At 44.2% G+C, this 15,881-nt stretch carries 13 protein-coding genes and 3 pseudogenes; 11 read left to right on the top strand and 5 right to left on the bottom strand.

What is annotated here, in order from left to right; translation table 11 throughout:
- Positions 1–5: 5 nt before the first annotated feature.
- The 11 genes and pseudogenes from tolA (at position 6) to folE (ending at position 9,649) form a co-directional block, all read left to right on the top strand.
- Entirely contained in the window at positions 6–836 is an 831-nt protein-coding gene (tolA, locus tag JCM10512_RS01395; protein WP_044159724.1) for a cell envelope integrity protein TolA, read from the top strand.
- A gap of 25 nt (positions 837–861) precedes the next feature.
- Positions 862–1,413, top strand: coding sequence for a DJ-1 family glyoxalase III (locus tag JCM10512_RS01390; RefSeq protein ID WP_044159722.1), 552 nt, complete (start codon positions 862–864; stop codon positions 1,411–1,413).
- A 3-nt stretch (positions 1,414–1,416) separates the two neighbouring features.
- On the top strand, positions 1,417–2,088 hold the full coding sequence (locus tag JCM10512_RS01385; RefSeq protein WP_044159720.1) for a 2-C-methyl-D-erythritol 4-phosphate cytidylyltransferase: 672 nt from the start codon (positions 1,417–1,419) through the stop codon (positions 2,086–2,088).
- A pseudogene (gene recG / locus JCM10512_RS01380) lies at positions 2,076–4,170 on the top strand (ATP-dependent DNA helicase RecG). The gene JCM10512_RS01385 and the pseudogene recG overlap by 13 nt, the downstream one beginning before the upstream one ends.
- 219 nt (positions 4,171–4,389) lie before the next feature.
- A complete protein-coding gene (gene ndk, locus JCM10512_RS01375; protein WP_044159719.1) occupies positions 4,390–4,854 on the top strand; it encodes a nucleoside-diphosphate kinase in 465 nt (154 codons plus the stop codon).
- Between the two features lie 19 nt (positions 4,855–4,873).
- A pseudogene (locus JCM10512_RS01370) lies at positions 4,874–5,757 on the top strand (peptidoglycan DD-metalloendopeptidase family protein).
- Between the two features lie 105 nt (positions 5,758–5,862).
- On the top strand, positions 5,863–6,405 hold the full coding sequence (locus JCM10512_RS01365; RefSeq protein WP_044159717.1) for a DUF1599 domain-containing protein: 543 nt from the start codon (positions 5,863–5,865) through the stop codon (positions 6,403–6,405).
- A pseudogene (locus JCM10512_RS01360) lies at positions 6,395–7,728 on the top strand (BT_3928 family protein). Before JCM10512_RS01365 ends, JCM10512_RS01360 begins: the two are co-directional and overlap by 11 nt.
- A 44-nt stretch (positions 7,729–7,772) precedes the next feature.
- Entirely contained in the window at positions 7,773–8,531 is a 759-nt protein-coding gene (gene tpiA, locus JCM10512_RS01355) for a triose-phosphate isomerase (RefSeq protein ID WP_044159715.1), read from the top strand.
- Positions 8,532–8,601: 70 nt separating this feature from the next.
- Complete coding sequence (locus JCM10512_RS01350) at positions 8,602–9,051, top strand: SPOR domain-containing protein (RefSeq protein ID WP_044159714.1); 450 nt, start codon at positions 8,602–8,604, stop codon at positions 9,049–9,051.
- A gap of 7 nt (positions 9,052–9,058) precedes the next feature.
- Complete coding sequence (gene folE / locus JCM10512_RS01345; RefSeq protein ID WP_044159712.1) at positions 9,059–9,649, top strand: GTP cyclohydrolase I FolE; 591 nt, start codon at positions 9,059–9,061, stop codon at positions 9,647–9,649.
- Positions 9,650–9,691: 42 nt separating this feature from the next.
- On the opposite strand, the gene dnaG is transcribed toward folE, so the two are convergent.
- The 5 genes from dnaG to JCM10512_RS01320 form a co-directional block, all read right to left on the bottom strand.
- On the bottom strand, positions 9,692–11,725 hold the full coding sequence (gene dnaG, locus JCM10512_RS01340) for a DNA primase (RefSeq protein WP_044159710.1): 2,034 nt from the start codon (positions 11,723–11,725) through the stop codon (positions 9,692–9,694).
- A 167-nt stretch (positions 11,726–11,892) separates the two neighbouring features.
- Entirely contained in the window at positions 11,893–12,666 is a 774-nt protein-coding gene (locus tag JCM10512_RS01335) for a prephenate dehydrogenase (protein WP_044159708.1), read from the bottom strand.
- Positions 12,667–12,730: 64 nt separating this feature from the next.
- A complete protein-coding gene (locus JCM10512_RS01330) occupies positions 12,731–13,792 on the bottom strand; it encodes a bifunctional 3-deoxy-7-phosphoheptulonate synthase/chorismate mutase type II (protein ID WP_044159706.1) in 1,062 nt (353 codons plus the stop codon).
- 29 nt (positions 13,793–13,821) lie between these two features.
- On the bottom strand, positions 13,822–15,006 hold the full coding sequence (locus JCM10512_RS01325; protein WP_044159703.1) for a pyridoxal phosphate-dependent aminotransferase: 1,185 nt from the start codon (positions 15,004–15,006) through the stop codon (positions 13,822–13,824).
- Positions 14,981–15,829, bottom strand: a complete 849-nt coding sequence (locus JCM10512_RS01320) for a prephenate dehydratase (RefSeq protein ID WP_044159701.1) — start codon at positions 15,827–15,829, stop codon at positions 14,981–14,983. Before JCM10512_RS01320 ends, JCM10512_RS01325 begins: the two co-directional genes overlap by 26 nt.
- Between the last annotated feature and the right edge of the window lie 52 nt (positions 15,830–15,881).

Here is a 15,881-nt window from a genome sequence, read left to right as displayed (position 1 = left end):
TTAGTATGGACAACAGAAAGAAGGGTGAATATATTGGAGTGCTGGGTGCATTGTTAGTGCATGTGGCTCTGTTTGCTCTTTTGATTCTGGTAAGTTTTGCGGCTCGGCTACCTGATGATAGTGCGGGCGGTGTGCCTGTTATGTTAGGCAATGTGGACCAAGCAAGCGGTTTCGATGACCCCTCTTTGGTCGATGTAGACATTTTGGCTGAAGAACCGGAGGTTGAGTCGATCCCCGAAGAGCCAACTGAACAAGATATGATCACGCAGACCGAGGAGGAAACTGTCGTATTGAAGCCCAAAGAGGTAGAAAAGCCCAAAGAGAATATAAAAAAGACCGAAAAAACCGAAGCTGAAAAGCTAGCCGAAACGCGTAAGTTAGCCGAAGAGCGAGCCGAACGTGAGCGGAAAGAAGCTGCTGAAGCTACTACCAAAAGAGTAGCCAATTCGTTCGGAAAGGGAACTCAACTAGGTGGAAACAGAGGTACGTCCGAATCCGGAACAGGTGTGGAAGGTAGCAAAGATGGAAATTCATCTACCGGACTGAAATCCGGAGTAGGAGGTTACGGAACATTTAATCTTGGTGGGCGTTCTTTAGGTACCGGGAGCTTACCGCGGCCTGCCTATAATGTGCAGGAAGAAGGGCGAGTGGTGGTCAACATAACCGTCAATCCAAACGGTGGAGTAATTGCCACCAGCATCAATCCGCAGACCAATACGGTCAATTCCGCTTTGCGAAAGGCGGCAGAAGATGCTGCGAAGCGAGCCTTGTTTAATACCGTGGATGGTGTAAACAACCAAACCGGTACAATAACTTACTATTTCAAATTAAGATAATAATATCAATTTATAATAAAAGATTATGGGAACTGTGTATACTTTTTTGGCGGATGGTTTTGAAGAAATCGAAGCTTTGACAGCTGTTGACACGTTGCGACGTGCCGGGTTGAAGGTACAAATTGTATCGGTTACCCCGGATGAAATTGTAGTAGGTGCACACGATGTATCTTTGCTCTGTGATGTGAATTACGAGAATTGCGACTTCTTTGATGCCGGACTGTTGCTGCTCCCCGGAGGAATGCCCGGTGCTGGCACATTGGACAAACACGAAGGGCTTCGTAGATTACTTTTAGATTTTGCAGCGAAGCAGAAACCCATCGCAGCTATTTGTGCTGCTCCCATGGTACTCGGTAAACTTGGAATCCTCAAAGGGAAAAAAGCAACCTGTTACCCGGGTTTTGAACAATACCTCGAAGGAGCTGAACTTGTGGATGCACAAGCCGTGCGCGACGGAAATATTGTAACGGGTAAAGGACCGGGCGCCTCGTTGGAATTTGCTCTTTTGGCCGTAGAAATGCTGGTTGGCAAAGAGAAAGCAGACGAGTTGGCGGAAGCCATGTGCGTTAAACTCTAGGCAATGGTGCATTATGCTCTAATTGTAGCCGGTGGCAAAGGGCTGCGTATGGGAGCCGATCTCCCGAAACAATTTCTTCCCATCGGAGGCAAGCCTGTGTTGATGCGTACCCTCGAAGCATTTCGTGCCTACGACAGTTCGTTGAAATTGATTCTGGTTCTCCCCTCCGAACAGCAAGGCTTTTGGACTCAACTCTGTGAAGAACATCATTTTCACATTGAGCATGAATTGGCAGATGGTGGAGATACACGGTTTCATTCCGTACAGAATGGATTGGCTTTGGTCACCACTCCCGGTTTGGTCGGTGTGCATGATGGCGTACGCCCCTTTGTATCTTCGTCGGTCATCCGCAGATGTTATGAGTTAGCGGCTATACATCATGCGGTTATTCCCGTGGTGGATGTTGTCGAAACCGTGCGTGAAGTCACCACAGCAGGAAGCCGGACTGTCGACCGCAACGCATACAAGCTCGTGCAAACACCTCAGGTATTTGATGCCGAATTGCTGAAACAAGCCTATTCGCAACCCTATACATCCCTTTTTACAGACGATGCTTCTGTAGTAGAAGCCTGGGGGACTTCGGTCTATTTGACAGAAGGCAATCGTGAAAATATAAAGATTACCACTCCGTTTGATTTGAAAATAGGCGAAGCCTTACTTGAATGTTCGATTTAAAGACACGTGACATAAAATATATCTCCGGTGTAGGCCCTCAAAAGGCGTCTGTACTGAATAAAGAACTGGAAATATTCTCACTACATGATCTCATCTATTATTTCCCGTACAAATATGTAGACCGGAGCCACATCTATTCCATTCGTGAAATAGATGGAAACATGCCGTATATCCAGCTGAAAGGAACCATTATCGGTTTTGAAACCATTGGCGAAGGACGACAACGCAGGTTGATAGCCCATTTCACCGATGGGAGCGGAGTTATTGATTTGATCTGGTTTCAGGGTGTAAAATACATTCTGGGGAAATATAAATTGCATGAAGAATATGTCATCTTTGGCAAGCCCTCCGTTTTCAATGGGCGTATCAACGTAGCCCACCCCGATATTGATTCCCCGGCCGACCTTAAACTCTCTTCGATGGGTTTGCAACCCTATTATAATACGACGGAGAAGATGAAGCGCAGCTTCTCAATTCGCATGCTATTGAGAAAATGATGGCGTCGGTTGTTGAGCAAATTCAAGATCCCCTGCCCGAAACTCTTTCGCCTAAAGTCTTGTCCGAACATCATTTGATGCCACTCACGGAAGCATTGCGCAACATTCACTTCCCCGCCAATCCTGACATTCTGCGGCGAGCCCAATACCGTTTGAAATTCGAAGAACTTTTCTATCTCCAACTCAATATTTTGCGATATGCCAAAGATCGTCAACGCCGATATCGAGGATATATTTTTGAGAAAGTAGGAGACGTGTTCAATAATTTCTACTCCCGCAACCTACCTTTTGAATTGACAGGCGCTCAGAAACGAGTGTTGAAAGAGATACGCAATGACGTTGGCAGTGTAGGCAGATGAACCGTTTGTTGCAGGGCGACGTAGGAAGTGGTAAAACACTGGTTGCCCTCATGAGTATGTTGATCGCCTTAGATAATGGCTACCAGGCGTGTATGATGGCTCCCACCGAAATATTGGCTAACCAGCATTTAGAAACGATCAAAGAACTTCTCTGGGGCATGGATATCCGGGTTGAACTGCTAACCGGTTCCATCAAAGGGAAAAAACGCGAAGCTATTTTGGCGGGATTGTTAGCCGGTGATGTGGATATCTTGATAGGTACCCATGCGGTGATAGAAGATACAGTTACCTTCTCTTCATTGGGATTCGTGGTGATTGATGAACAGCACCGGTTTGGAGTTGCCCAACGTGCCCGACTGTGGGTCAAGAACGCGCAACCTCCCCATATGCTTGTCATGACTGCTACTCCCATTCCCCGTACATTGGCCATGACCTTATACGGCGATTTGGATGTCTCGGTTATCGATGAACTTCCTCCCGGACGCAAACCGATTGAAACGATCCATCAGTTCGATAACCGGCGGGAGAGCCTCTATCGTTCGGTACACAAGCAACTAAAAGAGGGTAGGCAGGTATATATTGTATACCCCTTAATAAAAGAGAGCGAAAAGATAGACCTAAAGAACTTAGAAGAGGGCTATCAGCATACCTGTGAGGAATTTCCGGAATGTAAGGTTGTTAAGGTGCACGGAAAAATGAAGGCAGCTGAAAAGGATGCCCAGATGCAGCTCTTCGTTTCCGGAGATGCCCAGATCATGGTTGCCACTACCGTAATTGAAGTAGGGGTGAACGTCCCCAATGCTTCCGTGATGATTATCGAGAATGCCGAACGCTTCGGACTTTCGCAACTGCATCAGTTGCGTGGGCGTGTTGGGCGTGGGGCGGATCAGTCGTATTGCATCCTAGTCACGAATTATAAACTGACTGACGAGACCCGCAAGCGGCTCGAAATAATGGTGCGCACCAACGATGGATTCGAAATAGCGGAAGCGGATCTTAAACTACGTGGCCCCGGTGATCTGGAAGGAACGCAGCAAAGCGGCATTGCTTTTGATTTGAAGATAGCCGATATAACCCGTGACGGGCAACTTTTGCAATACGTCCGGGCGATTGCCGAAAAGATTGTAGAACATGATCCCGCTGCACAGAGCCCGGAGAACGAGATTTTGTGGAAACAGCTGAAATCTTTGCGAAAAACGAATGTTAACTGGGCTGCTATAAGCTAAAAAACGGTTAAACATACGTTTTTTTTACAAAGATGTGTTGCAAAACATGTTTGGCTATATATCCTTTATTCAGAGTGCTTTGGGGCGGTATTTTATCCTTGATAATCAGCTAATGGTCTGAAAAATAGTTAATGAAAGATTTGGTGTTTGATTGAAAAACACTATCTTTGGGAGAATTTTTTAGTAAAAGTGTAGTTTAACTAGTTGAAATTTGCCTTTATGATTGAAAGAACTCTGGTCATTTTAAAACCATCTGCTCTACAACGAGGATTAGTCGGTGAGGTCACTCATCGCTTTGAGCGTAAAGGGCTCCGGTTGGCCGGAATGAAAATGATGCAATTGACAGACCACTTATTAGATGAACACTATGCACACCTTATCAACAAGCCTTTCTTTCAACGGGTGAAAGATTCCATGATGGCAGCACCGGTTATTGCTTGCTGTATTGAAGGTGTAGATGCTGTACAAACAGTCCGTACATTGGCGGGACCTACCAACGGGCGCTTGGCTGCACCGGGAACAATTCGAGGAGATTATAGTATGAGTGTTCAAGAGAACATTATTCATACATCCGATTCACCCGAGAATGCAGCTGTAGAATTAACGAGATTTTTTAAACCAGAAGAAATGTTCGCCTACAAGCAAGTGGCATTTGATTACTTGTATGCAACCGACGAATATTAATAATGAATTGACGAAACGAATGAATTTCAATTGTATTATTAAAACAGGACTTGTAGCCGTAGCTACTATGATTAGTTTAAGTTCCTTCTCACAGGACTTAATTGCCCGACAGGCACCAATAGACAAAAAGTTAAAAACGGTAGATTCTCTTGCCCTGCAGAAGCAAATTCGCGCAGAACAGGCAGAGTATCCGGCTTTAAGCTTTATCCAAACTGGAATAATCAGTATGTACATGCTTACGGGAAAGATGCAATTGTTCCTGAAAGTTATGCAATTGATTTGACCGGTTTCCATATGCCGACTCCAAACACACGTATTACGTCCCCTTTCGGCCCACGTTGGAGAAGAATGCATAATGGATTGGACATCAAGGTCAACATTGGTGATACCATCGTTGCTGCATTTGACGGTAAAGTCCGGATCGTGAAATATGAACGTAGAGGATACGGTAAGTATATCGTTATTCGTCATGACAATGGTCTGGAAACTGTTTATGGTCACTTGTCCAAACAAATAGTAGAAGAAAATCAATTGGTTAAAGCGGGAGAAATTATAGGTCTGGGTGGTAATACCGGTCGTTCTACCGGTTCGCACTTGCACTTTGAAACACGTTTCTTAGGAATTGCGATCAACCCGGCTTATATGTTCGACTTCCCGAAACAAGATATCGTAGCCGATACGTATACATTCCGTAAAACAAGAGGCGTAGAGCGCAACCGCGCAGGCTCTCATGATTCGAATGTAGCCGAAAGTGCTGCAATTCGCTACCACAAGGTTAAGAACGGAGATACTTTATCCCGTATTGCCAAAATACGTGGCGTATCAGTTAGTACGCTGTGCAAATTGAACCGTATTAAGCCAACTACAACCTTACGTATTGGTCAAGTATTACGCTGTTCATAAGCGAAAAAACAATATTTATCAAAGAGGGCACTTTAATATAATTTAGAGTGCCCTCTTTCTCTTTTCTCTTAATTATTGTTACCTTTGTGCACAATTTGCAAGAAAATGAAAGATACCAATCAACAATTTGAGCATGTTATCGGTTTATGCCGTGATCTCTTTTCAAAAAAGCTGCACGATTATGGTCCTGCATGGCGTATCTTGCGTCCGGCTTCTGTAACCGATCAGATCTTTATCAAAGCCAACCGGATTCGTAGCATCGAAACCAAAGGAGTAACTATGGTTGATGAGGGAATTCGTTCCGAGTTTATCGCCATCGTTAATTATGGCATTGTAGGGCTAATCCAATTGGAGTTAGGATATGCGGAATCTGCCGATCTTACCAATGAAGAAGCTTTGGCGCTGTATGATAAATATGCGAAAGAAGCTTTAGACTTGATGATCGCTAAAAATCATGATTATGATGAAGCATGGCGTAGCATGCGTATCAGTTCTTACACCGATTTGATCTTGATGAAGATCTATCGCACCAAGCAGATTGAAAGTCTGGCAGGTGATACCTTAGTGTCTGAGGGGATTGATGCCAACTATATGGATATGATCAATTATTCTGTATTCGGATTGATAAAGCTAGAGTTTGAAGGATAAGAATCTACATATTATTCAAAAGATATTAGTGAATGCTTGCCGCTTTCTTTTGGCGGCGGCATTTATCTTTTCCGGTTTTGTAAAAGCTATCGATCCGTTAGGGTCGCAGTATAAAATACAAGACTATCTGACCGCTTTTGGTATGATATCTTGGTTCCCCTCTTTTTTCCCTTTGCTGGGAGGTATCGTATTGTCAGCTATTGAATTCTCGATCGGTATCTTCTTATTCTTCGGTGTCAAAAAGCAACTTTCGTCTTTATTCGCATTGCTGTTAATGGCCGTAATGACACCACTCACCTTATATCTGGCATTATTCGATCCGGTTTCCGATTGCGGATGCTTTGGCGATGCTGGGTATTGACCAATTGGGAAACCTTTGGCAAAAATGTAATCTTACTGGCAGCAGCGATTCTGGTGTTTCGGAGAAAAGCGCTTCTGTGTCGGTTTATAACCGAGAAGATGCAATGGGTGGTATCTCTGTACACATTCTTGTATGTGTTTGCTTTGGCGTTCTACTGTTATTATAGTTTGCCTCTTTTAGATTTTCGTCCTTATAAGATTGGACAGAATATACTAAAGGGCATGACGATTCCCGAAGGTGCCAAACCAAGTGTGTACGAAAGTATCTTTATACTTGAGAAGAACGGGCAGAAGCAGGAGTTTACACTTGAGAACTACCCGGACAGCACATGGACGTTTATTGATACGAAAACAAGCTTAAAGGAAAAAGGATACGAACCACCCATTCACGACTTTTCGATGATAAGTGTGACAACCGGTGAAGACCTGACCGAGGATGTGCTGACAGATGTTGGTTACACATTTCTATTGGTTGCTCATCGCATTGAAGAGGCTGATGATAGTAATATTGATTTGATTAATGAAATTTATGACTACTCAGTAGAACATAAGTATAAGTTTTATTGTCTTACTTCTTCACCGGAGGAGCAAATCGAACTGTGGAAAGATAAAACTGGAGCGGAATATCCATTTTGCCAGATGGACGATATAGCATTGAAGACTATGGTTCGCTCGAATCCGGGATTGATGCTGATTAAGAATGGTACGATACTGAATAAGTGGAGTGATGAGAATATACCTGATGAGTATGTGTTGACCGATAAGCTGGACAAACTGGATCTAGGAAAGCAAAAACCGGTAAGTGATGCACGTACCATTGGCTATGTGTTCTTGTGGTTTATTGTTCCCCTTCTTCTGGTGCTAAGTGTCGATGTGTTGATTGTTCGGCGTTCGGATAGGAGAAAGGCGGGGCTGAAGAAACTAGGTGACTCCGGACCGCGAGAGGAAGAAAAAGAAGATTAAGAGGATGTAATTTTATTAACCCTTTAAAATAAAAAAAGAACAAAATGAGAAAAAACATTGTTGCAGGAAACTGGAAGATGAACACAACCCTTCAGGAGGGTATTGCACTGGCTAAAGAATTAAATCAAGCTTTGGCTGCTGAGAAACCAAACTGTGATGTTGTCATCTGTACTCCGTTTATTCATCTGGCTTCTGTTACTCCTTTAGTAGATGCTGCTAAGATTGGCGTAGGTGCGGAAAACTGTGCTGATAAAGTATCAGGTGCTTATACCGGTGAAGTGTCAGCTTCTATGGTTGCTTCTACAGGTGCTAAATATGTAATTCTGGGTCACTCAGAACGTCGTGCTTACTACGGTGAGACTGTTGAAATCTTGAGAGAGAAAGTAAAATTGGCTTTGGCAAACGGATTGACTCCGATCTTCTGTATTGGTGAAGTATTGGAAGAACGCGAAGCTAATAAGCAAAATGAAGTAGTTGCTACACAAATGGAATCTGTATTCTCTTTGTCAGCTGAAGACTTCTCTAAAATCGTATTGGCTTATGAACCTGTTTGGGCTATTGGTACTGGTAAAACAGCAAGTCCTGAACAAGCACAAGAAATACACGCTTTCATCCGCTCATTGGTAGCTGGTAAATTCGGTCAAGAGATCGCAGATAACACATCTATTCTATATGGTGGTAGCTGTAAACCCTCTAACGCAAAAGAACTGTTCGCTAATCCGGATGTTGACGGCGGATTGATCGGTGGTGCTGCTTTGGCGGTTGCAGACTTCAAAGGTATTATCGATGCGTTCAACGCATAATTGACTATTTTAAGCACGGATGGGGAATCCATAGAATCCCTATCCGTGCTTATCCCTAAATAAAAATTGAATGAAAAAGTTAAGTTTACTTTTGGTCCTGTTTGCCTTTGCTGGTATCACTGTGCAGGCACAGAATATCGTTAAGAGTCTGGAACGTAATGTGCCGGGACAAGGAAAGGTGACCATTCACCAGGAACCCGGTGTCGAAGCTTTAATAGGTACTGAGCGCACGGTGGCCGGTGAACAGAAAGTAATTAAAACTTCAGGGTTCAGAATACAAGCTTATGCCGGTAATAATACCCGGGAAGCAAAATCAGAGGCTTACCAGACTGCGTCACGTATCAAGGGTTTCTTTCCGGAGTTATCGATCTATACTTCGTTTAACCCACCTCGTTGGCTTTGCCGTGTAGGTGATTTTCGCAGTATTGAGGAAGCTGATTCAATGATGCGCAAATTGAAAGCTACCGGTGTATTTAAGGAGGTCTCTATCGTGAAGGACCAGATCAATATTCCTTTATAAATTTGTCATGCTAGAAAAAGAAGAAATTATATCTCCCAACTTAGAGGAGTTGAAAAGTCACTATCGTAGTATTATTGGATTGCTTGGTGAGGATGTGGAACGCGAAGGCTTGTTGAAAACTCCGGAACGGGTCGCTAAAGCCATGTTGAGTTTGACAAAAGGCTATCACATGAATCCCCACGAAGTATTGCTTTCCGCTAAATTCAAGGAAGAGTACAGCCAAATGGTTATTGTGAAGGATATCGATTTCTTTTCTCTTTGTGAACATCATATGTTGCCATTCTACGGCAAAGCGCATGTAGCTTATATTCCCAATGGCTATATTACCGGATTGAGTAAAATCGCTCGGGTAGTCGACATCTTCTCTCATCGCTTGCAAGTGCAGGAGCGAATGACCTTGCAGATCAAAGAATGTATTCAGCAGACACTTAATCCGTTAGGGGTAATGGTGGTTATAGAAGCCAAGCATATGTGTATGCAGATGCGTGGAGTAGAAAAACAAAACTCCATTACTACGACTTCTGATTTTACAGGAGCATTCAATCAGGCCAAGACACGTGAGGAATTTATGAACCTGATCCAGCACGGAACTCTATAAAAGATCGTTCGATTCTGAATCAGGAGGGGTGGTTACGGGTGACTATCGCAGAACAACGCGGTCACCCAAACGTTTAGCCATTAAACTTTGTACCTCCCGCAAACTATTATATCGCTTCATTAACGAATCACATTTCTCATTATTGTTGGCTAGAGCCGGGTCTTGCAGTGCATAAAGTAAATGCTTGAGTTCCTCTGTAACAATGGCATATTTGAAGTTGACCATCAACATGGGAACCAATTCGTACAGACGTTCTTCGTCGGTTACAATCTTCTGCGTCTTTGAATGATATTTGCTGAGCTGATATCGTACGTTAATCAAATCCACACATAGTTTGCTGATAGTGGGATCGGGGTGTGATAGAAAATATCGCTCGGCCTTGAAACCATTATCATACAGATGCGCGGCAGCCTCCGAGAGGATTTGGCGATGTTGTGGATTGTGAAAGGACAGTTCGTCGCCTTTCAGATCGCTGATTACATATTCAAGTACTCTCACCGGAACTTCATTTCCTTCCTCATCTTTCACATTACACATGATTCGTTCTCCATAGCGTATGACTGTTTGGAGAATAAGCCGCTCGAATTTATAGAATTCTTGTCCCTCTTTCCCCTCTTGCGGGATGAAAGACTCATAAACCTCTTCCGGCATCGGAGCGTCGTAAGGGGGAGGAGTTCCTCCTTCGGATGCAGTATTAGGAGAGGCGGGCTGTCCCGGTTCATTGGTAGGAGAAGGGTTTAGCATCGGTCTGTTAGCTTTGGCTGCTTGTGCTTCTCGCAATTTGGCAACTTCAGCTACTAATAACTTTTCTTCGATACGAAGTTGTTGACTACACTCCTTAATATACACATCACGTACAATTGCTTCCGGAATAACGGAGATGCTTCGTACAATGTCGCTGATCAATTCCGCACGCTTGATCGGGTCTTTTCCGGCATCCTCCATCAAGAGATTGGTCTTGAAACGAATGAAGTCGGATTCATGGTCGCGGATAAAGTTCTGGAACCCTTCCGAATTATGTTTGCGGGCGAAAGAGTCAGGGTCTTCTCCATCGGGGAGTAGGCAGACTTTGATATTCATTCCCTCCTCCAATAGCATATCGATACCACGGAGAGAGGCTTTGATTCCCGCTACGTCACCGTCATAGAGTACGGTTATGTTGTTCGTAAAACGATGAATAAGTCGTATTTGTCCGGGAGTAAGAGCGGTTCCCGAAGAGGATACTACATTCTCAACCCCTGCTTGATGCATGGAGATAACATCGGTATATCCTTCTACCAGGAAGCAGCGGTCTTGTTTAACAATCGCTTGCTTGGCAAAAAAGATTCCATATAACTCACTGCTCTTGTGATAGATCTCGGATTCCGGTGAGTTGACGTACTTCACCTTTATGCCTTTAGTCTGCGTACTGAGTACACGGCCTCCGAAGGCAACAACCTTGCCGGAAAGCGTGTGCACGGGGAAAATGATACGTCCCCAGAAACGGTCCCGAAGACGATGATCGTCCGTTTCGTAGCAAACACCGGTTTTAACAAGGAACTCTTTTTTATACCCTAATCGTAGGGCTTCCTGAGCCAAAGAATCATGACTATCGGTACAATAGCCTACTTGAAACTTTTCGATAATATCGTCACGGAATCCTCTTTGGCGTAAATAGGCCATACCGATGCTACGTCCGTCAACATGGTTCTTTAGAATATTCTGAAAGTAGTCACGGGCGAAGTTATTAACGATAAACATACTTTCGCGCGTAGATTGTGCCTGTCTCTCCTCGTTGGTAAGCTCCCGCTCCTTTATTTCAATATTATACTTTTTGGCCAGGTACTTCAGTGCTTCATAATAGGACATCTGTTCATGTTCCATGATGAAGTGAACTACATTTCCACCTTTTCCACAACTGAAACACTTGCATAATCCTTTGGCCGGAGAGACACTGAAAGAGGGCGTTTTCTCGTTATGGAACGGACACAAGCCGACAAAGTTCACACCCCGCTTACGAAGTGTGACGAATTCTGATACTACATCTACAATTTGTGCAGCATCCAATATACGGTCAATGGTGGCTTGATCAATCATTCTAATTTTCCTCTTTTTTTAGCAACACAAAGGTACACATAAAAAAATCCCCTGCAAAAAAAGTTGTTTGCAGGGGAGAGGGTATTTCTTACTTTTATTCAGAACAAGCGAATGCAAAAGAGGAGTCTGCTTATGCTGAATTAAGCTTTTCTGTAAGAGAGAAATTGTTATTTGATCTTTTCCCGGATTTTAGTCAGGTAAGCCTTCATTCCTGCCGCATCTTTGCTTTCAATGATTTCAAGTAACCGTTTCAACTCAGTTCGTATGTTGGCTACTTGCGACGGGGTGCGTGGATTGAACAGAATCTCCTGAAGCAAGTAATCATCTTCGCTCAACAATCCCTTAGCGATAGCCATATGCTTCTTGAATGTAGTACCCGGTGCTTCCTGGTGTTTCATTATGGCGGCAAATACGAAGGTAGATACAAACGGGATAGAGAGTGAGTAAGCTACTGTCTCATCATGTTCGTCGAATGTGTATTCGAAAATATTCAGGCGGAGAGTCTGGTATAAGTCTTTAAAGAAAATCTTTCCCATATGATCGCTCTCACTAATAATAATAGCGTTTTCACTCCCCAAATTATTGAGGCTGGCAAATGTCGGTCCGAACATGGGATGGGTAGATACATACCGGAAGCCGCTTTCTTCGTAGAATTTCTTTAATCCCGTTTTAACGGAAGCTATATCGCTGATGATACAGTCCTTGGGGAGTACGGGAAGTACTTTGCGGAATGCGTCCAGCGTGTACTTTACAGTTGCGGCATTGATGACGAGTTCCGGTTCAAATTCCTTGATTTCCTCCAGAGTTGTGAAACGGTACGTGTTGTACACAAAGCGCAGTTGATGCGGGTTAACATCAAACACAGCTGTCTCATGCTGGAAGCTTAGAATATCAGTGAAGAAAGAGCCCATTTTGCCGGCTCCGAGGATAAGTATTCTCATAATGTTGTTTACGGGTCTCTCCCCAACCTTCTCTTTGTGAGAGGAAGGGGAAGGACCTGTCTTTTTATTTATTAATAATTTCCAATTGTTGGCGAACGGATTCCTCGTGGATCGCTTCGAATATCTTTTTCATAAATTCGGCATCCATGCTACATTGTTCACCTTGTGCACCACGTTTCTCCAGAATTTCATTGTAACGTCCGGTTTGGAGTATGGTGATATTATGCTCTTTTTTATAAGTTCCTATCTCACGGGCGATGCGCATTCTTTTGGCAAGTTCCTGAATGATGTTGTCGTCGCATTCGTCAATTTGTTTGCGCAGCTGACTCAAGCTCTCGGTTGACTGAGTCTCTGTACGGATAACCAGCAAGTTGAGGATATAGTCGAGTACATCCGGGGTTACTTGTTGAGAGGCGTCACTCCATGCGCAATCCGGATTGCAATGGCTTTCTACAATTAGTCCGTCGAAGTTTAAGTCCATAGCCTGCTGACAAAGCGGAGCGATCAGTTCACGTTTACCACCAATGTGACTCGGGTCACAGAAGATAGGTAGGTTCGGAAGACGGCGACGAAGTTCGATTGGAATATGCCATTGGGGAAGGTTGCGGTAGATCTTCTTGTCGTAGCTGCTGAATCCGCGGTGTATAGCACCCAGGCGTTTCAAACCAGCATTATTGATACGTTCCAAAGCACCGACCCAGAGTTCCAGATCCGGATTAACCGGGTTCTTTACTAAAACCGGAATATCAACTCCTTTCAAGGCATCGGCAATCTCTTGTACGGCAAACGGATTGGCTGTTGTACGAGCGCCTACCCATAGGATATCGATGCCTGCTTTCAAACATTCGTAAACATGCTTGGCGGTAGCTACCTCGGTAGAAACATACATGCCTGTTTCCTTTTTGACGTTCTTTAGCCATCCGAGGCCTTCAACTCCAACGCCTTCAAAGCCTCCCGGTTTGGTACGCGGCTTCCAGATACCGGCACGGAAAATCTTTTGTCCTTTGTCAGCCAGTTGTTTGGCCGTTTCCATAACCTGTTCTTCACTTTCCGCACTACAAGGGCCGGCAATAACGATAGGGCGTTTAGCTTCAATGCCCGGTAATAAAATTGATTCGAGTTCCATTATATTTATAGTTTTCTGTTATTATACATTTAATTATTCAGGATTTGGATGCGTTTCAGTGCTTCCGCCAATTTACTGTCTTTACAGCATAAGGAGATGCGGATGTACCGGGCTCCATTGCTTCCGAAGATAAATCCCGGAGTGATAAACACCCTTGCCTCGTGGAGAACTTTCTCGGTCAATTCTTCCACATCTTTGCACGAAGCCGGAATCTTACCCCAGAGAAACATGCCTACTTGCTTTTCGTCATAGGTACATCCCAAGGCTTTCATGATTTCTCCAGCCAGATTACGGCGGTTGCGATAGTTTTTGTTATTACTTTCGTACCAGTCCGCTTCGGCTTCCAGTGCGGTAGCGGCAGCCAATTGCATGGCCCGGAACATTCCGCTATCGATATTGCTTTTTACTTTCAAAATCCATTGTATAAACTCCGGATTCGAGGCGAGCATACCGATGCGCCACCCTGGCATATTATGACTTTTGCTCATTGAATTGAATTCGATGCAACATTCTTTAGCTCCCGGCACGCTTAAAATACTGATCGGATGATCGTTCAGAATAAAGCTGTATGGGTTGTCGTTCACGATCACCAATTGATGGCGGCGGGCGAAATCAACCAAACGTTCGTACAGTTCCGGAGTTGCATTGGCACCTGTCGGCATATTGGGATAGTTGGTCCACATCAGTTTTACGCGGCTGAGGTCCATCTGTTCCAATGCATCAAAGTCAGGCATCCATCCTTCTTCCTCTTTCAAGTCGTAGTTGATTACCTCTGCTCCAAGGATTTTGCTGAGTGAGGTATAAGTCGGATATCCCGGATTGGGTACGAGTACCTGTTCGCCCGGATTGACAAACGCCAGTGTAACATGCAGAATCCCTTCTTTAGAACCAATTAATGGTTGAATTTCCGTATTCGGATTTAGCTCCACTCCGTACCACTGTTGGTACCAATTGGCAAAGCTCTTTCGCAACTCGGGTATTCCTACATAAGGTTGATAGCCGTGACCGTTCGGATCTTGGGCGTTATGGCACAATGTTTCGATTGTCTTCTCCGAAGGAGGCATATCGGGACTGCCTATTCCCAAGCTGATCACATCTTTGCCTTCAGCATTCATCTGAGCTACCTCTTTTAGTTTCTTCGAGAAGTAGTATTCGCTCACACTAGCCAGTCTGTCGGCCGGGGCTATTTTATATACTTGATTTTCCTTCTGCATATTCGCCTAAAATTTTAAGTTCTTTGGTTAATGGAGTTATGGCCGTAATCGACTGTTTGTATCTCAGATAATCGTTGAATACTACATCTACATAAAATTGATATTCCCATTCCCGTCCGATGATCGGAAGAGATTGTATTTTAGTCAGATTGATATTGTAAAAAGAAAGAATGGACAGGACTTGCGAAAGACTTCCTTCCGAGTGGGGAAGCGTAAATACCATACTCGATTTATTGAGCGTGTTGGCATGGTGTTGACGAAGCTCGTCCGCCTGCCAAGGATCAGCTGCAATTAAAAAACGGGTGAAGTTGTGTTTATTAGTCTCAATTCCTTCCTGCAACACTTTCATACCATAGCGTTCGGCGGCAGCTCTGGAGCAGATAGCGGCATGACCTTTCAGATTCTCTTTTTGAATGATCTCCGCACTGCGTGCAGTATCTTCGCCTTCCACAACTTTCAGCTGGGGGTGTTGATTGAGGAACTCCCGGCATTGCATGAGTGCGATGGGGTGAGAGTTAACTTCGACCAAGTCGGCCCAGTCCTCGTCGGGCAAGCATACAAAACTATGAGAAATGCGCAACTTATATTCTCCGATAATCTGCGCACCACTTTGGCGTAACAACTCGTTGTTGTACAACAAGCTTCCCGCAATGGTGTTTTCAATGGCCAGCATTCCGATAACCTGGCTGTCACGACGTACGGCTGTAAACACGTCTTCGAAGTTAGTGCAGCAGATTAACTCTATTTCTTCTCCCTCGAAGTACTTGTGTGCGGCTATATCGTGGTATGAGCCGAGTGTTCCTTGAATTGCTATTTTTCTCATTGTTTTGATGTATGGTATAAAAAAATCCCGCATCCATTGTTGGAGCGGGATT

The organism is Bacteroides reticulotermitis JCM 10512 (assembly GCF_000517545.1).
Classification (GTDB): Bacteria; Bacteroidota; Bacteroidia; order Bacteroidales; family Bacteroidaceae; genus Bacteroides; species Bacteroides reticulotermitis.
This window is presented reverse-complemented; position numbering and strand designations above follow the sequence as displayed.